The organism is Nocardiopsis sp. NPDC007018, from assembly GCF_040635075.1.
In the GTDB taxonomy this organism is placed as follows: Bacteria; Actinomycetota; Actinomycetes; order Streptosporangiales; family Streptosporangiaceae; genus Nocardiopsis.
The window spans coordinates 43568-67056 of record NZ_JBEYHA010000004.1 but is presented as its reverse complement, the minus strand read 5'-3'; the positions used below and the strand labels follow the sequence as shown (position 1 = coordinate 67056).

Here is a 23489-nt window from a genome sequence, read left to right as displayed (position 1 = left end):
CGACGAACGGAGTAACCGCGTATGCGGACGGTCAATCCCGAGAAGCACGCCGCGCGCAGGGCCGCGATCCTCGGCGCGGCGGCGGGGGTGTTCGCCGAACGGGGGTACGAGGGCGCCACCACGGCGGCGATCTGCAAGAGGGCGGGGGTGGGCTCGGGCACCCTGTTCCACTACTTCCCCGACAAGCGCACCGTGTTCCTGGCGATCGTGGCCGACGACCTCGCCGAGGCCACCGCGGCCCTGGAGCGGATCGACCGCTCCGACCCCGCCGCAGCGCTGGACGCGGTCCTCGACCTGCTCACGGCGGATCTGGGCGATCCGACCGCCCCCGGTCTGGCCGCCGCCATGATCCAGCTGGCCCAGCGCGACCCGGAGTTCGCCGCCACCGTCACCGCCAGGGACGAGAGCACACGGACCGTCCTCACCGATCTGGTAGCCGCGGGCCGGGAGTCGGGAGTGCTCACCGCGGACGTCGAGCCCCGCCGTGCCGCGCGGTGGATCGTCGCGCTCACCGACGCCGGGTACCTGATCAGTGACGACGATGGGTTCGATGCGGAACGGGACGGCGCCGAGCTGCGCCGGATCGTGGCCTCCTACCTCGGCCGCCGGGGGGACGGGGCGCGTTAGCGTCCGAGGCGGCGCCACACCGGCCGAACCGCCGGATGGAGTGTCACTCCCCGAAGGCGTCGTACCGGTACTCCTGGTGGCCCATGAAGAAGGCGTCGGGCACCAGGGTGCGCAACCCGTCCTCGCCGGTCACCTCGCTGGACCGTTGGACCGTCGGGGCGCCCCCGTTCACACGCCAGGTCAGGTGGACCCGTGCCGGTTCGAAGCGCTCGCGCACCGGGTTCCGCTCCAGGTGCGCGTGGACCCGGTCCCAGGGGAAGGCGTCGGCGAGGGCGGCCAGCAGCCGGGCCACGGCCACGGCCGTCTTCCCGTCGATCGCCTCGAGCGCGGGCACCATCGCGATCAGGTACCTTCCGTCCACGTACCAGGCGGGGAAGTCGGCGTCCACGGTGGAGCGGTGGACCTTCGGGACGGACATCAGCAGGGCGGCGAACTCCTCGTCCTCGTGACTCAGGGTCGGCGGACCGGGGAACAGGTCCGCCTGCCGCCACGTCAGCGCGGACAGGGTCAGGGGGAGCGCGACGGGCAGGGTCAACCGCCACACCGTGAGCCCGCCTTCGGGGCCGGACACATTCCTGATCTCGGGGACGTCGAAGAGCGCGAACCGGTACCGGTCGGCCCAGCCCTCCAGAACCCCCGACACCTCGTGCTGGGCGGAGAGCGTGGCCGCCGTCCACGACGCGTTGGGCCACCCCGCCGGAACCGTCTGTTCGATCCGGCCGAACCCGAGGGCGAGTTCGGCCGAGGATTCCGTGTAGGAGAGTCCCTGCTGGGCCGCGACGGCACGCCGGTCCTCCCACGCTCTGCGCCGTATCCGAGCCTTCCGAGCCTGGATCACGAGACCGAGCACCACGCACACCACGACGAACGCTCCGACACCGGTGAGCAGGCTCCATCCCAGGCCCCAGCCCAGGGCGACCCTGGCGGCGGCGAAGGCCGCCCCCACCAGCGCGAGACCGCCGATCCCGCATGCGGGGACGACCAGCCACGGCACCCAGTAGGACGCCACGAGTAGCGGCACCGCGACGATCACCGCGGCCAGCACGAAGGACGCGTACAGGGGGGCGCCCGGTTCGTACAGGGCAAGACCCAGGGCGATGACGGAGATGACGGCGATCCCGGTCGAGAGACGCTGGATCAGAGGCCACATCGGATGCATGTCGGGTTCTCCCTCCGCAGAACTCCCAGGAGGGATTGCATCAGACGGAGGTCTCCCCCGTCCGCCGCTGGCCGCATCCGGCCACCGCGCCCCTCAGCGCCCGAGGCGGCGCCACACCGGCCGGGGCAGCAGGCGCATCCCGGCGAACAGGGGTCCGAGCACACGCGGAGCCCACACGGTGGTGGCGCCGCCGCGCAGCCCCCGGGAGACCGCGTCGGCCACCTGGCCGGGGGTGGCGGGGAAGGGCGCCCGGTCCACGTGCCGCGACATCCGTGTCGCCACGTACCCCGGCCGCACCACCAGCACCCGCGCCCCGGAACCGTGCAGGGAGTCGGCCAGTCCCTGGGCGAATCCGTCCAGCCCGGCCTTGGCCGAGCCGTACACGAAGTTGGCGCGTCGCACCCGCACCCCGGCCGCGGACGACAGCACCACCAGGGCCCCGTGGCCCTGCTCGCGCAGGCGGGAGGCGACGGCGAGCCCCACGGACACGTGTCCGGTGTAGTTCACGGCGGCCGCTCGGGCGGCGGCGACGGGGTTCGCGTCGAACTCGGCCTGCGCCCCCAGCACGCCGAAGGCGTCCACGACCACGTCCAGGTCGCCCACCAGCGCCACGGCCGCCGCCACGGTGGCGGCGTGGGTGTCGGGTGCCTCGGCGTCGAACTCCAGCGAGTGCGCGGTGGCGCCCAGCGCGCCGAGGGCCTCCGGTGGCTCCGCCACCCCGCCCCGGGCCGCCAGCACCACCTCGCGGGCGCCCTCACGGACCAGCCGTTCGACGACGGCCAGACCGATCTCGCTGCGTCCGCCGAGCAGCAGGACGGTGCGTACGCCTCCCAGCGAGTCACGCATGGTCGGGTCCTCTCGAGTGGGTGTGTGAGCGGTTCAGACCAGGCGCAGGCGCCGGGCCAGGTCGGAGACGAGGACACCGTCCGGATCGGCCCTGGACCGGGCGGCCCGCCAGGCGGGGAGCTCCGGATACATGGCGTGCACGGTCTCGGCCCGGGCCCGGCTGTCCTTGGCCAGGTACACGCGGCCGCCCGCCGCCAGGACGCGCTGGTCGAACCCGTCCAGCAGGCGGGCCAGGCCGGGTGTCCCCGCGGGCAGGTCGAGGGCCAGGGTCCAGCCGGGGAGCGGGAACGACAGCGGCCCGGGGGTGGGGGCGCCCATCCGCTTCAGGACGGCCAGGAAGGACGGGGCCCCCGCGCGGGCCAGACCCTCCGCCACGGCACGCAGGGTGTCCTCCTCACCGAAGGGGACGACGAACTGGTACTGGACGAACCCGCGCGGCCCGTACATCCGGTTCCAGCCCCGCACCGCGTCCAACGGGTGGAAGAACCCGCCGAGCGGCTGGGCACGGCCCCGTTCCCGCCTGGGCGCCGCACGGTGGCGGGCGGCGTTGAAGGCGGCTGCCGACCACCGGTTGAGCAACCCCGGCGGAGCCCAGGGGGGCGCGGCCAGTGCGGCCGGAGGACGGTGCCGGAGGGGGGCGCGGCGCAGGGGCGCGGGAAGGTCGGCCGCCCGCGCGTGGCGGGCCCGGGTGAGCACTCCGCGGCCCAGGGAACCGCCCCGGGCCAGGAGGTCGACCCAGCAGACCGCGTACGGGCGGGTGTGGTCGGTGCGCTCCATCAGCGCGAGGGTGGCGTCGAGGTCGGCGGTGCGGTCGGTGTCCACCAGGGCGTGGGCGGTCTCCACCGGGAACACGCCGAGGGTGGCCTCGGTGACCACCCCGGTCAGGCCCATCCCCCCGACGGTCGCCCAGAAGAGCTCCGGGTCCGGACCGTCGGGCCCGAGCCTTCGCAGGTCGCCGGTCGGGGTGAGCAGTGTGAGCGAGCGCACGTGCGCGCCGAGGGAGGAGTCCGCGTGGTGGTTCTTGCCGTGGACGTCGGCGGCGATCGCGCCGCCGAGGGTGACGTGCCCGGTCCCGGGGACGGCGGGAACGACGTACCCGTGGCGCAGCAGGTGCGTGAGGATCGCCCCCATGCTGGTCCCGGCGGGAGCGGTGAACTCTCCGCGCCGGACGTTCAGGCGGGGCGGGCCCGCGAGCCCCGTGCAGTCGAGCACGGTTCCGCCCGCGGCCTGTGCGGCGTCCCCGTAGGAGCGGCCCAGTCCGCGAGGGAGCGCGCCGCGCGGCCCGGCGTCGGCCAGCGCTCGTGCGGCCTCCTGGACGGTACGCGGTCGCACCACACGGGCGGCGGTGGGGGCGGTGCGGCCCCAGCCGGTCAGAAGGGTCGGGCGGCTCACAGGTAGATCCCCAGTCCGACCAGGAGGGCGAGGGCGGCGAGGGTCAGCTGGAGCGGGCGGTCCCGCAGCGCGATCTCCTCGGGTTCCTCGCCCGCGCCCCGGTCCACGAGAAGGTTGTAGCGCAGCACGAACATGATGAACGGAACGATACTGACGGCGTGGAACACGGAGCGCGGACCGCCGTCCTGTTCCAGTGCCCAGAGGCAGTAGGTGACGATCATGGCTCCGGAGGCCATGATCCGCACGTGCGCCAGGTAGCCGGAGGTGTACCCCCGCAGCGCCGTCCGGGTGGGGCGGTCGGCGGCGCCCGCCTCCGTGGTGACGCGCAGTTCGGCCTCGCGTTTTCCGACCACCACCAGGAGTGCGGCCAGCGCCACCACGATGACGAACCACGACGTCAGCGGGACGCCGACCACGACCCCGCCCGCCATGGCGCGCAGCATGTGGCAGGAGGCGACCGCCACCAGGTCGCAGACGACGATGTCCTTGAGCAGGTGTGTGTAGGCCAGGGTGAGCACCGCGTACCCGGTGAGCACCAGTGTGAACCCGGGCCTGCCCAGGGCCAGGGAGGCCAGCGGCGCGGCGGTGACGAACAGCGCCCCCGCCACCCGGGCGATCGGGACGGGGAGCTCCCCCGAGGCGACCGGGCGGTGGCGCTTGCGCGGGTGTGCGCGGTCCAGGTCGGCGTCGCGTACGTCGTTGAGGAGGTAGGTGCCGCTGGCGGCCAGGCAGAAGAGGGCGAAGGCGGCGGCGCAGAGCAGCAGGGAACGGGGGTCGGCCAGCGCACCGGCGGTGGCCGGGGCGGCGAACACCAGGAGGTTCTTCGGCCACTGGCGCGGGCGGCTGGCCCGGACGAGGGCCCTGCCCCGGGTCAGGGCGCCGGTGCGGTGCATGCGCCCCTCCCGGTGGACGTGGAGAACGTGGCGGCCGGACCGCCCGTGGGGGGCGGGCGGTCCGGCCGGTGCTGCCAGCGGCGCGGTCACGGGTGCGGCCGGCGGGTGGGGCCTCGCGGGCGCCAGGGTCAGGCGGCGCGGGGGGCGGCCCCGGTGCGGGGGCGGGGTACGGGGGTGTCAGCCGTGGTTCTGGGTGCGGCGGCCGGTGACCAGCAGGACCACCGCGATGCCGAGGAAGCCGGCGCCGAGCACCAGCGCGCCGATGGGAAGCGTGGTGTGCAGCAGGGGCAGGACGGTGCGGCCCTGCTCCGAGTTCTCGAGGGCGGCGGCGCGGGTGACGTCGTCGAACCGGAGTTCGCCGCTGAGCAGGGTGAGGACCTCCTCGCCGTCGACCACGACGACGCGGTGGTGCTGCTCACTCATGTCGATGGGGGTACCGGTGACCGGCTCGATCCAGTAGGTGCGGACGATGGAGAAGGTCTCGTCTCCGACGACGTCGCCGTCACCGTCCAATCCGGCGACCGAACGCGGGATCTCGCGCTCGTCGATGACGGTCGGCTCGACGGTCTGGACGAACTTGTAGGCCTCGACGCCGTCGACCTCCTCGACGCCCTCGAACTCCATGGGGACGACTTCCTGGACGGTGGTCTCGAAGAAGTCGTAGTCGCGCTGCTCGGTGAAGAAGGGGAACTTCCACCCCTGTCCGGTCTGCTTGACGGCCTCGTCGTTGATCATGGCGTCGCAGCAGTCGACGAGCTCACCCGTGACGCGGTCGTGCCCGGCGCGGCGGTTCGTGGAGCTGATGCCGAAGTCGGTGTCGGCGTCCTTGATCCACGTGAACTGGTCCCACACCACCACGTCGTCGCTGCTGGAGGCCACGTCGGCGCGGATGGTCGAGTGCGCCTCCACGTTGGCGTCCTCGACGGGCTCGACGTCCTCGATGTTGAAGTAGGAGACCTCTCCGACGTTGACGGTGGGGTTGTAGTAGTCCAGCGGAGTCTTCATCAGGGAACTGGCCATCCACGTACGCATCATGGGTGCCAAGGCGAGACAGAAGACCCCCAGCGCGATGAGAACAACCGCAACGGTACGGCGCATGTGCCCTCCTGGGCGGATGAGAGTCAGGATCTGGAACTAGGTTCAGTTCCGGGTAGAGTACTGCCCAGTAGTGAACGACGTCACCTGGGCGTGTCTGAATTTTTATAACACGTTCTAGTAGAACGCGTTTCGGCTCCCTCCCGTTCTGGAAGGCCCCATGGCGCCCACCTCCTCCGCGCCCGAGGACCCCACCTCCGGCAGCGCCCGAACCACCACCGCCGACCCCTCGCTCCTGCTGCCGCAGGTGAGCGGGCGGCACCACGCGCTCGACGGAGTCCGGGGCCTGGCCTGCCTCATGGTCCTGGCGGTCCACGTGTCCACGGAGACCGGCGACTCCCTGACCCCCGGACCGGTGGGCGCTCTGCTCAGTGCCGCCGCCCTGGCGGTACCGCTGTTCTTCGCCCTCTCCGGCGTGCTGCTGTACCGCCCCTGGGCACGGGCGGCGCTCGACGGGACCCGGGGCCCCGACACCCGCTCCTACCTGTGGCGGCGCGTCATGCGCGTCTTCCCCGCCTACTGGGTGGTGGCCGTCGCCGCCCTGCTGCTCTACGCGGGCGACCACCTCACCTCCGTCCGCCACTGGGCCGAGGTGCTCACGCTGACCTTCCCCTTCAACACCAGCCCCCACTGGACGGGCCCCGGCCCCGAGGGACTCGGGCAGATGTGGAGCCTGTCCGTGGAGGTGGCCTTCTACCTCTCCCTCCCGCTCTTCGCGGTCTTCCTCGGCCTGTGGGCCAAGGGCGGGGCGACCGTGGACGCGCGCGGCCGCAGGCTCATCGGCGGGCTGGTCGTCATCACGGTGCTCTCCTACCTCGCGCTGGTCCCGCAGTACTATCCCGAGCCCCGCGAGATCATGCACTCGTGGCTGCCGCGCTGCATGGGGATGTTCGCGGTCGGGATGGCGCTGGCCACCCTCTCCGAGTGGGCCTGGCGGGAGAGCGGCCCCGACGGGCCGGTCCGCCGGTTCTGCCGCACCATCGGCACCTCCCCGGGGCTGTGCTGGGCGGTGGCCGCCGCCTTCTACGTCCTGGAGGCCACCCCCGCTGCCGGAGGGCGGTTCTTCGAACCGGGCAACCTGTGGGTGTCCGTCATCGAGTCGACCACCAGCCTCGGGTTCGCGTTCTTCGTGGTGGCCCCGGTAGCCCTGGCCCCGCCCGCTCCGGAGGGACCGCGCCGCCGACTGCGCTCCCCGTCCACCTGGACCGAGGGAGCCTGGCTCGACGGCGTGATGCGCCACCCCGTCATGGTGTTCTTCGCGCCGATCAGCTACGGCGTGTTCCTGTGGCAGTTCGTCGTCCTGTACCTGTGGCGCGACTTCACCGGCCAGGAGATCTTCACCGGGTCCTTCTGGCTGGACGTCATCCCGGTGCTGATCGGCAGTGTGGTGATGGGCAAGCTCACCTACCACCTGGTGGAGGAGCCCAGTCGGCGCTGGTCGCGACGGTTTCTCCCCGCCCGGAGGCACTGACCGGGCCCGCCCTCAGCCCCGGCCGCCACCGGTCCGCGACCCCTGGCCGCCCGAGGCCGCCGCCCCCGCGTCCTCGGCCTCCTCCCCCTCCTCAGCCTCGGCGCCCTCCTCCGCCACCTGGCTGGCGGGGAACAGCTGCCCCAGAGAGGCCCAGGTGACACAGGTGCCGCCAGCGTCGGTGAACAGGGTGAACGTCGTGTCCCGCTCGCTCACCGGCACGTACCAGAACCCGCCCTCCGGGGCCGCGGGGAGCTCGGTCCGCACCTCCTCCTCACCCACGACGACCACCAGGGCCGCGTCCTCCTCCGAGGTGTAGCCGATGGTCGCCACCTGCTCGATCCCGCCGACCTCCCACACGCTCCAGGACATCAGCCCGTCCCAGCTCGGCATGCACTCCTCGCCCTCCGGGGGCCGGAACGCGTTCGCCCGCGCCGTGGGAGCGGCCTCCACCAGGCGGCCCTCGTCGTCGAAGACGTAGGCGCTGTCGGACTCCTCCGGGGCGTACATCCGCGCGGCCACCTCGCGGTCGGCCAGCGGGGACAGCACGTAGGAGCTGAGCCTGCGCGGCCCGTTCCACTCCAGCACGATGTCGTCGGGGACGGCCCGGCTGTACAGGCCGGCGTCCCGGGGCACGTCGTCCAGCGAGGCCCGCACGTTGGCCAGGTACGCGCGCTGACGGTCGCCGCTGAGCGTCCCCGCGTAGGTGTGGGTGGAGTAGGCGGCCGAACCCGCGTACACGAGCGTGACCGCCGTCGCCGCCACCCACACCGCGCGGGAGGGGTACACGAGCTGGACCGGACGGCCGCTCCCCTGACCCCCCACCCACGCACGGGCGCGCTCCTCCTTCGTCGCGAGGAAGGCCAGCGCCAGGACCAGGGCGAACACCAGCGCCGCGTCCGCGACGTACCGGGGGTCCGAGCCCACCTCGCCGTACACGCCGCCCCGGGCGATCACCGTGGGGACCGCGTCCACGAACACCAGGTAGCCCGCCAGGATCACCCAGGCGCGCCAGGACGCCCGCCGCACCCACAGGCTCACCAGGACGATCACCGCGAAGACCACCCAGGCACCCACCAGGACCGGGCCGAGCGGATCGACCAGGCCGCCCGCCGGGGTGACCGGCCCCCACTCGAACGGTCCGCCCAGGGCCCCGGTCGGGAACACCTCCCCCAACATCCTGCGCACGAGGTGCGCGACCACCTCGGCGTCGGGTACCGAGGCGCCCTCGCCGCTCGTGGAAGCCCGCTGCCGGGACAGGTACAGCACCAGGTAACCCGCGCTGACACCCGCCATCGTCCACCAGTGCGCCCCGTGAGCGCGCAAGGCCCGCCCCAGGGCCGTGAGGGGGCCGCCCGGGTACAGGAACGCCACCGCAACGACCAGCAGAAGCGGGGGCAGGAAGAGCGCCTTCACCGAGAACAGCATCCCGAACACCACGGCACCCACGGCCCACCAGGAGAACAGGGGGTTGCCGGTGCGCAGGAACCGCACGGTCCACAGCAGGGAGAGCACGATGGCCAGCTGGAACGGCACCGCGTTCAGCGCCGCCGACCACCAGCCCAGGACGGGGACGGTCAACGGGGCCAGGGCGTACACCGTCAACGGGACCAGCAGCGCCCACCGGCGGCCGAACAGCTCCCACACCAAACGGAAGAAGACCAGCAGGGCGACCGCCTGGAGGAGCAGCATCGTGCCCGCAGCCGACGCCCAGTGGTAGGGGCCGAACGCGGTCTGCGCGTACACCAGGAACAGGGCTCCCGGCATGAAGTGGCCCTTGTGCAGCTCCAGCAGGTACTCCGGGGACAGGTCCTGGGCGTGCGCGGCGGCGAAGAACAGGAAGTCGTCCTCCACGAAGTAGGACGCGCTGAGCACGTACACCTTCAGTGCCAACGCCGCCAGGACGACCAGCAGTCCGGCCCGGACGATCCGGTCGCGTCCCAGTCCCCGCAGCCCGGCCAGTGTCTCCCCCAGGACGTCGCCGTAGGCGGGGTACCCGTCCGGCCGCTCCACCGCCCTGCGTACGCTGGGCTCCGCCCCGCTGCGCCCCATGGGGGAATCAGGCGACATGGGTACTCTCCCCGCCGTAGGTTGGCCAACCCGGAAAATGGGTGCCAGAATACAACACGTTCCACTTTCTTCCCTGACCGTTCTCGCAGGTCCTGATGGCCCGCGAACCCGCAACAGGAACAGGCTCCAGTTCGCCGGTTCCGTGGGTGGTCACCCGTGCCGTGGAGGTGATGCCGGTGGGGCTCGAACAGGTCCGCCGTGACTGGACCCGACTGGGTTCCACCGAACCGCTGTGGGCGGTGTGCGTCGACCCGGACAAGCGGGACGGAGGGTGGGACGACGACGAGTTCCTCGCCTCCGGCCGTGCCGAGATCGACCCGTCCGTGCGCCGCCTGGACGAGCTCGGGCTGCTGCCCGGGCGCGGACGCGTCCTCGACTTCGGGTGCGGCGCCGGGCGGCTCTCCAACGCCCTGGCAGCGCACTTCCCCGAGGTCGTCGGGGTCGACATCTCCGCGCCCATGCTCGACGAGGCCCGCCGCCTGGACCGCTCCGGGGGCCGGATCGACTTCGTGCTGAACGACCGGCCCGACCTCTCCCGGTTCGAGGACGACTCCTTCGACCTGGTCTACACCGACCTCGTGCTCCAGCACCTGCCGACCGACCTGGCCGAGGGGTACCTCCGCGAGTTCGCCCGTGTGGTGCGGCCCGGCGGAGCCCTGGTCGTGGGCGTCCCCGAGTCCGAACGGCGCACCTTCAAGGGGCTGGTGTTCCGGTACGCGCCCTGGCCCCTCGTGGCCCTGGCCCAGCGGGTGATCCTGCGCTACCCGGCACCCATGCGGATGCACACGCTGCGCACCGAACGCGTCCGCGAGCTCCTCCCCCACTGCCGGATCGCCGCCTCGGACGAGTACTGGGGCGGGGACCACTGGCGGCACCTGCGGCACTACGTCGAGGTGGGCCCGTGACCGACACCGTGCCCTTCCGGGCGACCCTGGCCCGATCGGTGGGCCTGTTCGCCGCGTTCCGCAGGGAGCAGACCGACCCGGCGTTCTTCTACGGCAAGCTGGCCCGCGACACCGTGGACCAGCTGCGCTCCTACACACCCCTGCGCGACCGGCTCGTGGTCGACGTGGGCGGTGGTCCCGGCTACTTCGCGGACGCCCTGCGCTCCGAGGGGGCGCGGTGCCTGTGCGTGGACTCGGACGCGCACGAGATGACCCTGCACGGGCGGGAGGCCGACACGCACGCCGTCCAGGGCAGCGCGCTCGACCTCCCCCTGCGCACGGGAAGCGTGGACGTGTGCTTCTCCTCGAACGTGCTGGAGCACGTGCCCGACCGCACGAGGATGGCCGACGAGATGGTGCGCGTCACCCGGCCGGGCGGACTCGTGTACCTGTCGTACACGCTCTGGCTGTCACCGTGGGGCGGGCACGAGACCTCCCCCTGGCACTACCTCGGCGGGTCCTACGCCGCCGAGCGGTTCGCCCGCCGGAACGGGCGCAGGCCCAAGAACGACTTCGGCCACACGATGTACGCCGCGCACGCCAAGGAGATGATCCGCTGGGTGCGGCGGCGCCCCGACGTGGACGTGGTGGACCTGCGGCCCCGCTACCTGCCCACGTGGACGAAACCGGTCGTCCACGTGCCGGTGCTGCGCGAGTTCGTCACCTGGAACCTGCTGATCGTCCTGCGTCGGCGCTGACCGCCCCGGCTCTGGCTCCCCGTACCCCTCCCAGCAGGGCGGCCCACTCCGAGTGGCGGAAGGCCAGGGCGCAGAGCCCCGGGTTCCTCGTGTCCCGGACCACCACGCCGAAGCGCAGGTCGGCCACTTCGACGCACTCCTTGCCGGTGGTGCTGTAGGACGACTTGCGGAACACGGGCTCTGCGAGGGCAAGGCGCATGTCAGGGCCTTTCGCTGGGGGATGGTACGCGGTACACACGCGTACTCCTGCCCATCATCACCCTCCGAAATCAGAGGCTAACGTCCTGAATACACGCCCGGCTCCGGCCAGGTCAGAGCGGGTCGAACCGACAGGAATCCACCGGACGAGCCTCGGGCAGGCCGGTCAGCCCGCCCAGGGGTCGGGCTTCGGGCCAGACGCGTCTCGGGCACCACAGGCGCCCTTGTAGTGGGCCTCGCTCACGCCGAGCACCTCGAGTTGATACCGACACAATCCGACGTTCGTCTTTGCGAACGAACACGCCGTCCTGCTTTTTTCGCCGACCACGTAGCCCTTTTGGGACAGGTATTCCCGGCATTCCATCTCCGCCTTGGTCAAGGGCTTGGCACTGACCGAGGAGGGCGAGGCGGACACCAGGGAGAACGCCAGGGGTAAGGCGATGAGCGCCGCGATGATCCTCTTCATGCAACCCGCTTTCCTAGAGTGGGACAATCCTAGGACAACGGACGCGCGGCGAGGAAGAAATGGCCCTTTCCGGCCATTGTGCATTCAGCCGCATCTAGCTTTTTCCCCACGAATGCGACAGGAGCGGACTCCTGTCCCGCTCCGCTACCCTCGCCCCTGCCCGGCGCGGGGCCGGGGGACCGACCGCCCCTCGTCCCGCTCCAACCTGGCCAGCGCGCGCTTGGGCGACCTGGCGTGCCTGCGTATCCCGGCGAAGGGGCACTCGTCGCGTTCCAGGTCGATGGTGAAGTCCCGCGACGTCCTGAGCTGGTCCAGTTCCTCCCAGGTCACCGGAGCCGCAACCGGGGCGCCGGGCCTGGCCCGGACCGCGTAGGGCACCACCGCGAGCTGGGAGGGGCCGTTGCGCAGGTAGTCCACGAACATCCGCCCGTGCCGGGCGGCCTTGCGCACCCGGGTGGTCCACTGGTCGGGCGCCCGTGCCGCCACCCGGTCGGCCACGGCCTTGGCCAGTCTGCGGACCTCCTGGTCGTCCACCTCCGGCCGCAGCGGCGAGTGGACGTGCAGCCCCCGGGAACCGGTCGTCATCACGTACGCGGCGAGGCCGAGCTCGGACAGCACCTCGCGCACGTTCCACGCGGCGTCACGGCACGCGTCGAAGGCGGCCTCGTCGCCGTCCGCCGGGTCGAGGTCGACGACCATCCGGTCGGGCAGTCCCAGCCGGGGCGTGCGCGAGGACCACGAGTGCAGGGTGATGGCGTCCTGGTCGGCGCACCACACGAGAGTGGCGGCCTCGTGGCACTCCATCATGCGCCCGGAGGAGGTCCACAGGGTGCGGACCCACCTGGGGTGCGCCGGGTGCTGGACGAGGAACCCCGGGGACTCGATCCCCTCCACGTACCGCTCCAGGGCCACCGGCCGCCCCCTGACCAGCGGCAGCATGAGCGGTGCGATCCGCGCGTAGTAGTCGGCCAGGTCGGCCTTGGTCGCCCCGTCGGGCCCGAAGAGCGGCTTGTCGGCGTGGCGGACCTCCACCTTGCGCCGTCCCGCCCGCACCGTCGTCCGCATGAAGGCCTCTTCTCAGGTCAGGGGTGTCGTGCGCGGGATCTACCCGCACAAAACCCCTGAAAACCACACCAAACCTTTCACATAGCGCAAACCACCTGCGGATTTCCCGGGAAACACCGACGCCCGACCGGAGGGGTCTCCGGTCGGGCGTCGGCGGGGATCGGCGCGGCGAAGCTACTTGCGCTTGTTGATCTCCTCGGTCAGCTGCGGAGCGACCGTGTGCAGGTCACCCACGACACCGAAGTCGGCGAGCTCGAAGATCGGCGCCTCGGGGTCCTTGTTGACCGCGACGATGTTCTTCGAGGTCTGCATACCCGCCCGGTGCTGGATCGCGCCGGAGATGCCGAGCGCGACGTACAGGTTCGGGCTGACCGTCTTACCGGTCTGACCGACCTGGAACTGGTTCGGGTACCAGCCGGAGTCGACGACGGCGCGCGAAGCACCGACGGCGGCGCCGAGGGAGTCGGCCAGGTTCTCGACGACGCTGAAGTCGTCCGAACCCACGCCGCGTCCGCCGGAGACCACGATGGCGGCCTCGGTGAGCTCGGGGCGAGCGCCCTTCTCCTGGACGACGCGCTCGACGACCTTGGCGGTCTTGGCGGCGTCGGAGATCTCGACCGCCACGGCCTCCTCGGCGGCGGCGCCCGCGGCGGCCTCCGGCACGACGGAGTTCGGGCGGACCGCGACGACCGGGACACCGGTGGTGACGCGGGCGTGGGTGACGGTGGCGCCACCGAAGACGCTGTGCTCGGTGACGACCTCGGCGGTGACGTCGACGACGTCGGTGAGCACACCGGAGCCGAGCTTCACGGCGGTGCGACCGGCGATCTCCTTGTTCTCGGCGGTGGCCGAGACGAGGATGGCGGCGGCGCCCTTCTCCTGCGCGAGCTTGGCGAGCAGCTCGGCCTTGGGCGCGACGACGTAGTCGTTCACCTCGGCCGGGGCCACGTAGACCTTCTCGGCGCCGAACTCGGCCAGCGCGGCCCGGCCCGACTCCACACCTTCGCCGACCCACACCGCGGCGGGCTCGCCGATGCGGCGCGCAGCGGTCAGCAGCTCGGTGGTGACCTTCTTGACCTGTCCGTCGACGTGGTCGACGAGGACGAGGACCTCAGCCATAATCCTTGAACCTTCCTGAGTCTCTCGCCTGACCTACACGAACTTCTTCTCGGCGAGGAAGTCGGCGGCCTTGGTGCCGCCGTCGCCCTCGTCCTTGACGATCGTGCCCGCGGCGCGCGGCGGCGCGGCGGCGAAGTCGACGGTCTCGGTGGTGGCGTTGGCCAGGCCGACCTTGCCGGTGTCGATGCCCGCGTCAGCCGCGGACTTCTTGTCGACCGGCTTCTTCTTCGCCTGCATGATCAGCTTGAAGGACGGGTAGCGGGGCTCGTTGATCTTCTCCACGACGGAGACGACCGCCGGGAGCTGAGCTTCGACGACGTCGTAGCCGTAGTCGGTCTGACGCTGGATCTTGATCGCGCCGCCGTCGACGTCGACCTTGCCGGCCAGCGTGAGCTGGGGCAGGCCGAGGTACTCGGCGAGCGCGGCGCCGACGACACCGGTGCGGGCGTCGGTGGACTCCGAACCGAGGACGACCAGGTCGAACTCCAGGGTGCCCAGGGCCTGCGCGAGCGCGTAGGCGGTCTGGATGGAGTCGGAGCCGTGCAGCGCGTCGTCGTTGACGAAGACGGCCTTGTCGGCGCCCATGGACAGGGCCTTGCGGATCGAGTCCGTGGCCTGGTCCGGGCCCATCGTGAGGATGGTGACCTCGCCGCCGTGCTTCTCCTTGAGGAGGAGCGCCTCTTCGATGGCGTATTCGTCGAGCTCGTTGATGACGCCGTCGGACGCTGCGCGGTCGAGCGTCCTGTCGTCGGCGTTGAGCTTCCGTTCGGTCGCCGTGTCCGGGACCTGCTTGACCAAAACGACAATATTCATGGCCGGTGGCCGACCTCCCTGCACTCCCATATCCGCCGTCAGGCGGGTGGGCGCTGGCGCGCCCCGATACTGCCAACAATGCCGAATGCCGTTCGGTCATTCGACGGCGGGTCCGGTGTACACGTCTACATCCGACCCGCGTGTGCTCATAACAGAGATGTTACTCGCTAGTAGCTTGAAGGCCAACCCGCCCCCCGCACACAACTGAGGCAACCCTCACCTGGATGCGCCCGACCACCGTCGCCGGGCCCGTCAGAGGCAGGCGGCCAGTGCCGACCGGGCGGGACACGGAACCCCCCGCACCCACCTTAGTGACCGGCCCCCGGCCCTCGGCGGGCACACCACCGCGAAACGGCGAACGCTCCCCCTCCCGCAGGGGAGGGAGAGCGTCCACGACGGGCCGCGTCCTAGCTGAACCAGTCCGACGGACCGCTGAGCGGACCCGTGGTCCAGATCGGTGCCGCGCTCAACCCGATGGACAGGATGAGCATGGTGAGCAGCACGACCGCGACCACCACGCCCACGTACACGTACAGGTTCGAGAACCGGGCCCGCTCCACCAGCCAGACCGCCTGGTGACGAGCCTCACGACCGCTGGGCATGATGTAGCTCAGCAGGATCATGACGAAGACGGCGAAGGCGCCCGTGTAGTTGGCCCCCTCCCCCGGCACGTCCATGATCCGCGCGTAGACCATCCCGACCAGGATGCCGCCCAGCAGGTAGATCAAGCCGAACCCGACCGTGCGCAACGCCATCCGCCCGAAGGCCCACGGGAAGCTGAGCGCCACCACCATGCTGTCGGAGCTGCGCGGGCCCCGCGTCTGGAGGCGCCGGGCGTGCTCGGCCTTGACCACGTCCAACGCACCCAGGCCGGCGATGACCACGATGCCCAGGAAGATGCCGATCCACGGGAACCACAGGGCCACACCGGCCAGCGACACCATGATCGGCACGAGCACGAGCGGGTGCATCCGCCAGTGGTCGTCGTAGTACTCGTCGTCCTCGTCCTCGTCGTAGTACTCGTCGCCCTGGCCGTCGCCGCGGAAGTAGTCGCCGACCCGGTCGCCCCGGCCGCGCCGGAACCGGCCGAGCAGACCGCCCCGCCCCTCGTCGAAGTCGTCCTCGTCGAACTCCTGCGTGTTCTTGGCGCGCCCCTCCTGGCCGACCGGGGTGAGGATGTCCTGGAAGGCGTTCGGGTCCAGCGGCGAGTTGAAGAACTGGGTGTGCGGGGAGTCCTCGGCCACCTGCGGGCGGCGGTCGGCCTCCTCCTGGTGGCGGGCGATCTCGGCCTGGCCCATCATCATGGTTCCGGCCGGGTCGTCGCTGCGGGCCAGCTCACCCGGGTCGAAGCGCTGGGTACCGAGCACGTCGTCCTGGCCGGGACGGATGCGCTCGGTGCCCTGCGGGTCGTTGAACTCGTTGGACGAGACCGGCGTGATGCGCTGGGTGCCGGGCAGGTGGGACAGGTCGTCGGTGGCCTCGTCCGGCTCGCCCCACGAGGTGGCGGCGGCCCTGCCGCCGCTGAGGTCGTCCGTGGCCTCCGCGTCCTCACCCCAACCGGAGGAACGAGCGCCGCCGAGGTCGTTGGTCGCCTCGTCGTCGGCGTTCCAGCCCGAGCCGGTGAAGGCGGGCCGACCGCCGCCGAGGTCGTTGGTCGCCTCGTCGTCGGAGCCCCAGCCGCCGGAGCCCGCGTGGTGGGTCTTCGGAGCGGAGGGGCTGGCCCACGCGCTCGCGGTGTTGGTCGGGTTGCCGCCCCGGGTGTGCGCGGGGCCCCAGCCGTCGGTGGCCCGGCTCGCGAGGTACCCGGCCGCTCCTCCGGCCACGGCACCGGCGGCACCGGCGGCGGCCGCGCCCCCGACACCGCCGCCCGCGCCCGAACCGCCGGCGTGGCCGCCCGAGGCGGCGGGGCCGGTCCCGGGGTGGGGAGCGTGCAGGGTGTGGCTGCCGGTCTGACCGGTGGGCGGCAGGCCTCCGGAGGGCTCGGTCCAGGGAAGGTCCAGGTTGAGGCGCCCGGTCTCCTCGACCAGTTCGGCGGCCGTCGGGCGCGCCGACATGTCGCGGGAGACCGCGCGGTTGACGAGCGGGCGCAGCGCCTCGTGCATCCCGTCCATGTCGATCTCGCCGTTGAGGATGCGGAAGAAGATGACCTCGAACGACCCGGCGCCGTAGGGCGGACGGCCGGTCGAGGCGAAGGCGACGGTGCCGCCCCATGCGTGCACGTCGGTGGCGGGGCCCAGGTCGGTCCCCTCGATGACCTCCGGGGACAGGTAGCTGGGGGTGCCGACGAACGTACCGGTCTGGGTCAGCTTGGCGCCGTCCACGGCGTGCGCGATGCCGAAGTCGATGACGATCGGCTCGCCGTTGGAGATGATCACGTTGCCGGGCTTGAGGTCGCGGTGGATCACGTCCACCGCGTGGATGTCCTTGATCGCCCGGGCCATACCGGTGACGAAGCGGGTCAGAGCGCGGCCGCGCAGGGGGCCGTGGTCGGTGACCGTGGCGTCCAGGGTCGGCCCGGGGATGTACTCGGTGACCACCCAGGGCAGTTCGGCCTGGGTGTCCGCGTCGATGACCTCGGCCACGTTGGGGCTCTGCACGCGGCGCATCGTCTCGACCTCACGGGCGAGCCGGGCGCGCGCGATGTGGTCACCGGCGACCTCGGGCTTGAGGACCTTCACCGCGACGAACTGGTCGGTCCGGGGGTCCTCGGCCTGGTACACCACGCCCATGCCGCCGGCGCCGATGCGGCGACGGATGACGTAGTGGCCGATGCGCTCCGGCAGCTCCTCACCCGTGGGGAAACCTGCCGACATTGCCATCGAGAACTCATCCCCTCAAAAGACCACATACCACCACGTCCAGCTTATCGGCCGGGGGGATGGGTCACCATTGGCTTGTGCGGCCCCTCCGAGGGACCCTGCGGTCGGTTCGGTCCCGCTGGAGGTGCGGGCGCCACAGGCGCCACCGGGGACTCCGAGCGGACCGCCCGTCTTCGGACGACCATTGACGAGTATGACGGAAAAACCACGCGAGCGGTTCCGCGCCCACCGTCCGGGCTGGCCGGTTCCGGACGTCTTCCCAGGGTCCCGTATCGCCACATAACGTGGCAAAAAGTCGAAGCAACGACAAAGTTATACAAAGCCTGACGCGAGTCCGGGGCGGGGCACCGGGAGGGACGCCCTGACACTACCCGCCCCGAACTGCGCGGACGACCCCCGGCCGGTTCAGCGTCCGACGAAGGTGGCCTTGCCCGGCCCCTGCTCGACGAAGCTCCGCATCCCGGCCTTCTGGTCCTCGGTGGAGAACAGACCCGAGAAGTGCAGGCGCTCGATCTCCAGACCGGTGTCCAGGTCCGTCTCCAACCCCCGGTCGATCGACTCCTTCGCGGCGGCCAGCGCCACCGCGGGACCGTCCACGTACCTCGCGACCAGGGCGACCGCGGCGGCGTAGACCTCCTCGTCGGGCACGACCTCGTCCACCAGGCCGATCTCCCGGGCCTCGTCGGCACGCACGTGACGGCCGCTGAACACGAGGTCCTTGGCCCTGGCCGGGCCGATCAGACGGGGCAGCCGCTGCGTACCGCCCGCGCCGGGGATGACACCCAGCTGGATCTCGGGCTGACCCAGTTTCGCCTTGGTGCCCGCGACCCGGAAGTCGGCGCACAGCGCCAGCTCGCAGCCGCCGCCCAGCGCGTAGCCGCTGATCGCCGCGACCACCGGCTTGGGAATGCGCGCCACGGCCGTCAACGCGTTCTGGAGGGCCCGCGAGTACTCCAACATGCCCGCGTGGGTGAGGTCGGCCATCTCCTTGATGTCGGCCCCGGCCACGAACGCCCGCTCACCGCCGTAGAGCACCACCGCACGCACGGAGGTGTCCGCGGACACGGCGGCCGCCGCCTCCGCGATCTCCCGGGTCACCGTGCCGTTCAACGCGTTCAGCGCCTTGGGACGGTCGATCCGGATGACGGCCACGCCGGGGTTCTCCGGGTCGGCCTCGACGCGCACGAACTCGCCCACGTTCTCCACCTTCTTCGCTTCGACGTCAGTGTCCGCTGCATACCTAACCACCCGCGTCAGCGGAACAGGAGCACCAGGGTCCCCAGGCGGGCCGACAGGGCGTAGGCGCAGACCAACAGCAGGACGGTCCCGGCCAACAGCAGGGTGTCGGCCGTCCGCCAACGGCTGTGCCTGGCGCGGGTGCGCGCCCCGGTACCGAAGGCGCGCGCGTCCATCGCGGTGGCCAGCAGGGTCCCGGTACGGATCGACCGCACCAGGAGCGCGAAGAGCCGCCCGAAGAAGAGCGACACGATGCGCAGGGGGTTGCGCCCGGCCTCCAGACCGCGCGCCCTGCGCGCCAGCGTGATGGTCCGCCACTGGTCGGCGAGGAGCGGGATGAGCCGCAGCGCCGCGAGTACTCCCATGGCGGGGCGTTCGGGGACCCGGAGCCGCTGGACGAGACCGTCCGCCATCTCCGTGGGATCGCTGCTGACCGCCGCGAGCAGACCGGGCAGGGCGATGGCGAGCAGGCGCACCGCCGCGCCCGCCGCGCCCTCCAGCCCCTGTTCTCCGTAGAGGTAGTTGACCGCCCCGCTGCTGAGCCCCATGAGCACGAAGGGGCCGCCCAGAACCAGGAGGGTGCGCCGGTCCACGCCGCTGAACGGGACGGTGAGGAGCACGGCGAGCAGCACGACGCCGCCGGTGACGGCGTCCACGGCGGGAATCAGCCCGATCCCAATGATCAGGGCGGCCAGCAGTTTGGCGGCCGGGTTGAGGCCGGTCAGCCAGTAGCGGGCGCCGCCCACCTCGGGGACGTCCAGGGTCAGGGTGTCCCCGCCCGCCCCGTTCGGCGCGGTGTCGTCGCGGGCGCTCACGCGTCCCCCTCTCGTGCCGTGGTGGACGCGACCGTCCCGACGCGGGTCGCGCGCCCTCCGGCCACCCGTACCTCCACGTCCGTCAGGTGCCGCAGGAGGAGCGTGTCGTGGGTGGCCATGGCCACGGCCCGCCCCTCGGCGCGCAGGACGCCGAGCAGCTCCACCAGTTCCGTCCAGGTGCGGGTGTCCTGCCCGAAGGTGGGTTCGTCCAGCACCAGCACGTCCGGGGCGTGCGAGGGGCCGGAACTCAGGGCGGTCGCCACCGACAACCGGCGCTTCTCTCCCCCCGAGAGCGTGTACGGGTGCACCTCGGCCAGACGGGTCAGACGCAGCCGTTCCATCAGCTCGCCCACCCAGGCGTCCGTCTCCGCCTCGCCCATCCCCGCGCGCAGGGGCGCGAACCGGAGTTCGTCGCGGACCGTGGCCGTGACGAACTGGTCCTCGGCGTGCTGGAACACCGTGCCCACGTGGCGGGCCAGGCGCCGGGCGGGCCAGCGTACGAGCGGACGGCGGTCGGCGGCGGCCAGCGGGCCGCGCGGCAGGACCTGTCCCCGGTGCGGGCGCGAGAGCCCGGCCAGCATGGTGAGGAGCGTGGACTTGCCCGCGCCGTTGGGTCCGGTCAGAGCGGTGGCGGTCCCGGCGGCCAGGGCGACGTTCACGTGGTCGAGTACCGTGCGCCGGGGGGCCGCGCGCACTCCCACCTGGAAGGGCGTGCGCGCGGCGACGTCGACGGTCTCCAGCAGGGGTGCTCCCCCGGGGCCGGGGGTGAGCTCGGGCACGGGCTCGTTCCCCGGAATCCACACCCCCTGGTCGGCCAACGACCGGCCGTGTTCGGCGAACACGAGGTGCGGGGCGCCGTCGGCGATCACGCCGCCGCCGGGTTCGACCACCACGACCCGGTCCACCAGGTCGACGACGTCGGCCACCCGGTGTTCGACCAGGACGAGGGTGGCCTCGGTCTCGGCGAGCAGGCGCGACAGCAGGTCGCGGACGAGCGCGGCCCCGGCCGGGTCGAGGTTGGCGGTGGGTTCGTCCAGCAGCAGCAGGCGCGGCCGCATGGCCAGCGCGCCCGCGATCACGAGACGCTGTTTCTCGCCTCCGGACAGGGCGCCGGTGGAGTGGCGGAGTCCGTAGGGGAAACCGACCTCCCCCAGGGCGCGCTCGACCCTCGGCCAGATGAGGTCCCGTTCCACCCCGAGGTTCTCCAGGCCGAAGGCGACGTCGTCCCCGGCCCGGGCCATCACCAGCTGGGTCTCGGGGTCCTGGCTGACCAGCCCGGTGCCGCCGCGACCACGGTCGGCCGGAACGCCGTCCACCAGTAGCGAGCCCTCCCGCTCCCCGCTGATGGCACCGTCCTCGCCGGTGAGTCCGGCCAGGGAGTGCAGCAGGGTGGACTTGCCCGCGCCGGAGGCGCCGAGCAGCAGGACCCGCTCCCCCGGTTCGATGATCAGGTCCACCCCGCGCAGGGCGTGGGTGCCGCGGCCGGAGTGCCTCCAGCCCCAGCCGGACAGTTCGACGCGGGCCCCGCGCGTGTCGGGTCGGGTCACGGGGTCAGCCCCGGGCCGAGGGGAAGGGGGCGAGCGCGCCCGCCCTGGCCAGCGCGGTGGTGAGCAGGCGCGCGCCCACCCCCGCGATGACGGCCGAACTCAGCACGACGATCACGCCGTAGGTGATCTGGTACTCGATCGGCCAGGTCACGTTGTAGGCGATGTTGTCGCGCACGGCCGGGGAGATCCCGGCGACCGCGGCGGCCAGCACGGCCACACCCGTGTTCCAGCGCCGGTAGGCGAAGGCGAGGAAGACCAGTTCGGGCAGCAGCCCCTGGAGGGTTCCGTCGAGGATCACCATGACCCCCCACTGGGTGCCCAGCACCGCCGAGACCGAGGCCGCGGCGATCGAGGTGAGCAGGGCCGCGCCGGGCTTCCTGATGATGAGGCCGCCGAGCACGCCGGAGATCATCCACATGCCGTAGACGACGGCCTGCCCGGGCGGGAAGGCGACGAACAGCGGCGTGGTGACCGACCAGACGATGTTCCACAGCCAGAAGACGACGCCGACCGCCACGCCGATGACGGAGGCCACGACGATGTCGACGGTGCGCCAGCTCCTGAGCCCGGCCAGGACCCCCTGGACGAAGCCGCCCGGCTCGTCGGCGGTTCCGGGCCCGGTCTCGCGGTCGCTTGCTGTACTCATAGGTGGTTGACGTCCCTTCGTCGGTGTGACGAGGGGCCGTGTGGCCAAGAGCGCCGACCGGGCGCGCGCGGAAGGCGCACACGCGGTGACGGTTTCCTACGACTTCCTTCGCTGGCATGACCCAGATCAGGTGTGTAAGGGTCTGCGGCCTGGTGCCGCACTCTCAGCGCTCACGCGCTCCCCTGTCGGATTGCCTCCATTATGGGGCAAACAGGACGAACAATGAAGTCCTTCCCGGCACACCAGCGGGGGCGCGTGCGACGGTGACCGCCGACCGCGCCCCCGACGAGGGCCTCCTCGGGCGCCGGGGGCGCCCCGAGGTCAGCAGCTCAGGTTCGACCCCGTGGTGGTCCCGAGGATCTGGGTGAAGTGCGTGAACGTGTTGATGCGGCTCTGGACCTGTTCGGGGTTGCCGCCGTTGCACTCGATGGAGCCGTTGATGGAGCGGATCGACTCACCGAAGCCGTGACCGTCGACGATGGCGGTGTGCCCCGACATCGTCCCGGCGCCGGACTGGGTGTTCCAGAACCAGAGGCCGGTCCGCCACGCGATGGCCGCGTCCTGCTCCACCAGGTACGGGTTGTTCAGCAGGTCGATGCCGAGGGCGTCACCGGCGGCCTTGTAGTTGTAGTTCCAACTCAGCTGGATCGGACCCTTGCCGTAGTAGGCGTCCTGTCCGGCCGGGCAGCCGAAGGGCTGGTTCCAGTCACAGTAGTGCGGGTAGTTGTCCTCGTTGATCTCCTTGATGTACACCAGCCCGCCGGTCTCGTGGCTGACGTTGGCCAGGAAGGCTGCGGCCTCGCGCCGCTGCACCTCGACGCTGCCGGTGTTGGTGAAGCCCGGGTAGGAGCTCAGGGCGTCGGTGAGCCCGGCGTAGGTGTAGAAGGGGTTCCGGTTCGGGAACATCTGGTTGAACTGGGCCTCGCTGACGACGAAGTCACTGGGGGCGGGCTGCTCGCCGCCCCCGCCGTCGCCGCAGGGCCCCTGGTCGGCCCAGACGTCCGACGTTCCGGGTCGCTCGTTCTGTGTCCACCACTTGGCGGTGTAGTTGCGGCCCTCGTAGGAGACCTGGCCGCCGCCGTTGTAGACGGCGGTCGGGCTCCAGCCGGTCGCGCAGACGGCCGCGGCCTGCGCGACGGTGGCGGGAAGGACGACGAGCACAGCCGCGAGCGCGCCGAGCGCGGCCAACTGGCTCAGGAGACGTCGGATCACGTGATCACACTCCTAGGGTGCGGCGCGGCGTCCGACCGCGCGCCGCGGGGGGTGACGTCACCTAAGCAAGAGTGGTCTAGACCTGTCAAGGCCTTCCGCCACGGAATGTGAGAACCGGGTGACGGTACGGACAGGGACGGCGGCCCGCCCGCGCTCTCCCGCGCGGACCCCGGCGGGGATGCCCGCCCCGGGACAGCCGTGCGGGACAGCCGTCCGGAGCCGCGGCGGCACGGGGGCACCTCCGCGAGCGGCCACCGGACGCCCTCTCGTCAGCGGGCCGCCCCACCGGCGCCCGTCAGGCGAACTCCGCGCAGTGACGCGGTGTCCGGGGGCTGGCGGCCCGAGTCAGGCGGCCAGGAGG

21 protein-coding genes and 1 riboswitch are annotated in these 23489 nt (G+C 71.8%); of the genes, 4 read left to right on the top strand and 17 right to left on the bottom strand.

All coding sequences use genetic code 11. From position 1 onward, the window contains the following. The first annotated feature begins 21 nt into the window (after positions 1-21). Positions 22-627, top strand: a complete 606-nt coding sequence (locus ABZ635_RS03180; RefSeq protein ID WP_357758072.1) for a TetR/AcrR family transcriptional regulator — start codon at positions 22-24, stop codon at positions 625-627. Between the two features lie 43 nt (positions 628-670). Here the strand turns inward: ABZ635_RS03180 and ABZ635_RS03175 are convergent, their stop codons facing one another. The 5 genes from ABZ635_RS03175 to ABZ635_RS03155 all read right to left on the bottom strand — a co-directional run bounded on the left by ABZ635_RS03175 (position 671) and on the right by ABZ635_RS03155 (position 6015). Further along, a complete protein-coding gene (locus ABZ635_RS03175; protein ID WP_357758069.1) occupies positions 671-1786 on the bottom strand; it encodes a hypothetical protein in 1116 nt (371 codons plus the stop codon). A gap of 93 nt (positions 1787-1879) precedes the next feature. After that, positions 1880-2632, bottom strand: coding sequence for an SDR family NAD(P)-dependent oxidoreductase (locus tag ABZ635_RS03170; protein WP_357758066.1), 753 nt, complete (start codon positions 2630-2632; stop codon positions 1880-1882). A gap of 33 nt (positions 2633-2665) precedes the next feature. Further along, positions 2666-4024 (bottom strand): FAD-binding oxidoreductase, encoded by a 1359-nt coding sequence (locus ABZ635_RS03165; protein ID WP_357758063.1) that lies wholly within the window; start codon positions 4022-4024, stop codon positions 2666-2668. Then, complete coding sequence (locus ABZ635_RS03160) at positions 4021-4917, bottom strand: decaprenyl-phosphate phosphoribosyltransferase (RefSeq protein ID WP_357758060.1); 897 nt, start codon at positions 4915-4917, stop codon at positions 4021-4023. Before ABZ635_RS03160 ends, ABZ635_RS03165 begins: the two co-directional genes overlap by 4 nt. A gap of 177 nt (positions 4918-5094) precedes the next feature. Continuing rightward, positions 5095-6015: a DUF3068 domain-containing protein gene (locus ABZ635_RS03155; protein WP_357758057.1), complete on the bottom strand. Its 921-nt coding sequence runs from the start codon at positions 6013-6015 to the stop codon at positions 5095-5097. A 157-nt stretch (positions 6016-6172) separates the two neighbouring features. On the opposite strand from ABZ635_RS03155, the gene ABZ635_RS03150 reads away from it, so the two are divergent. Next, entirely contained in the window at positions 6173-7483 is a 1311-nt protein-coding gene (locus ABZ635_RS03150) for an acyltransferase (protein WP_357758054.1), read from the top strand. Positions 7484-7495: 12 nt separating this feature from the next. On the opposite strand, the gene ABZ635_RS03145 is transcribed toward ABZ635_RS03150, so the two are convergent. Further along, complete coding sequence (locus tag ABZ635_RS03145; RefSeq protein WP_357758051.1) at positions 7496-9550, bottom strand: hypothetical protein; 2055 nt, start codon at positions 9548-9550, stop codon at positions 7496-7498. Between the two features lie 176 nt (positions 9551-9726). On the opposite strand from ABZ635_RS03145, the gene ABZ635_RS03140 reads away from it, so the two are divergent. Further along, complete coding sequence (locus tag ABZ635_RS03140; RefSeq protein ID WP_357758048.1) at positions 9727-10455, top strand: class I SAM-dependent methyltransferase; 729 nt, start codon at positions 9727-9729, stop codon at positions 10453-10455. Further along, positions 10452-11192, top strand: a complete 741-nt coding sequence (locus ABZ635_RS03135; protein WP_357758045.1) for a class I SAM-dependent methyltransferase — start codon at positions 10452-10454, stop codon at positions 11190-11192. Before ABZ635_RS03140 ends, ABZ635_RS03135 begins: the two co-directional genes overlap by 4 nt. On the opposite strand, the gene ABZ635_RS03130 is transcribed toward ABZ635_RS03135, so the two are convergent. The 11 genes from ABZ635_RS03130 to ABZ635_RS03080 all read right to left on the bottom strand — a co-directional run bounded on the left by ABZ635_RS03130 (position 11155) and on the right by ABZ635_RS03080 (position 23128). Next, positions 11155-11391: a DUF397 domain-containing protein gene (locus ABZ635_RS03130; protein WP_357758042.1), complete on the bottom strand. Its 237-nt coding sequence runs from the start codon at positions 11389-11391 to the stop codon at positions 11155-11157. The genes ABZ635_RS03135 and ABZ635_RS03130 overlap by 38 nt on opposite strands. 165 nt (positions 11392-11556) lie before the next feature. Next, positions 11557-11856, bottom strand: a complete 300-nt coding sequence (locus tag ABZ635_RS03125; protein ID WP_357758039.1) for a hypothetical protein — start codon at positions 11854-11856, stop codon at positions 11557-11559. Positions 11857-12000: 144 nt separating this feature from the next. After that, entirely contained in the window at positions 12001-12921 is a 921-nt protein-coding gene (gene ligD, locus ABZ635_RS03120; RefSeq protein WP_357758036.1) for a non-homologous end-joining DNA ligase, read from the bottom strand. Between the two features lie 174 nt (positions 12922-13095). After that, positions 13096-14040, bottom strand: coding sequence for an electron transfer flavoprotein subunit alpha/FixB family protein (locus ABZ635_RS03115; RefSeq protein WP_357758033.1), 945 nt, complete (start codon positions 14038-14040; stop codon positions 13096-13098). Between the two features lie 33 nt (positions 14041-14073). Next, positions 14074-14853: an electron transfer flavoprotein subunit beta/FixA family protein gene (locus ABZ635_RS03110; RefSeq protein ID WP_357758030.1), complete on the bottom strand. Its 780-nt coding sequence runs from the start codon at positions 14851-14853 to the stop codon at positions 14074-14076. Between the two features lie 407 nt (positions 14854-15260). Continuing rightward, the gene (locus ABZ635_RS03105; protein ID WP_357758027.1) at positions 15261-17672 is read right to left on the bottom strand and encodes a protein kinase; all 2412 of its coding nucleotides are present in this window, start codon (positions 17670-17672) and stop codon (positions 15261-15263) included. A gap of 405 nt (positions 17673-18077) precedes the next feature. Beyond that, the gene (locus ABZ635_RS03100) at positions 18078-18878 is read right to left on the bottom strand and encodes an enoyl-CoA hydratase-related protein (protein WP_357758373.1); all 801 of its coding nucleotides are present in this window, start codon (positions 18876-18878) and stop codon (positions 18078-18080) included. 47 nt (positions 18879-18925) lie between these two features. Next, positions 18926-19723 (bottom strand): energy-coupling factor transporter transmembrane component T, encoded by a 798-nt coding sequence (locus ABZ635_RS03095; protein WP_357758024.1) that lies wholly within the window; start codon positions 19721-19723, stop codon positions 18926-18928. After that, complete coding sequence (locus ABZ635_RS03090; protein ID WP_357758021.1) at positions 19720-21270, bottom strand: ABC transporter ATP-binding protein; 1551 nt, start codon at positions 21268-21270, stop codon at positions 19720-19722. The genes ABZ635_RS03095 and ABZ635_RS03090 overlap by 4 nt, the downstream gene beginning before the upstream one ends. A 4-nt stretch (positions 21271-21274) precedes the next feature. Further along, complete coding sequence (locus tag ABZ635_RS03085) at positions 21275-21916, bottom strand: ECF transporter S component (protein ID WP_357758018.1); 642 nt, start codon at positions 21914-21916, stop codon at positions 21275-21277. Positions 21917-22002: 86 nt separating this feature from the next. Next, a riboswitch (TPP riboswitch) is annotated at positions 22003-22110 on the bottom strand. Between the two features lie 127 nt (positions 22111-22237). Beyond that, positions 22238-23128 carry a glycoside hydrolase family 19 protein gene (locus tag ABZ635_RS03080; RefSeq protein WP_357758015.1) on the bottom strand — a complete coding sequence of 297 codons (891 nt, stop codon included), beginning with the start codon at positions 23126-23128 and terminating at the stop codon, positions 22238-22240. Positions 23129-23489 lie beyond the last annotated feature (361 nt).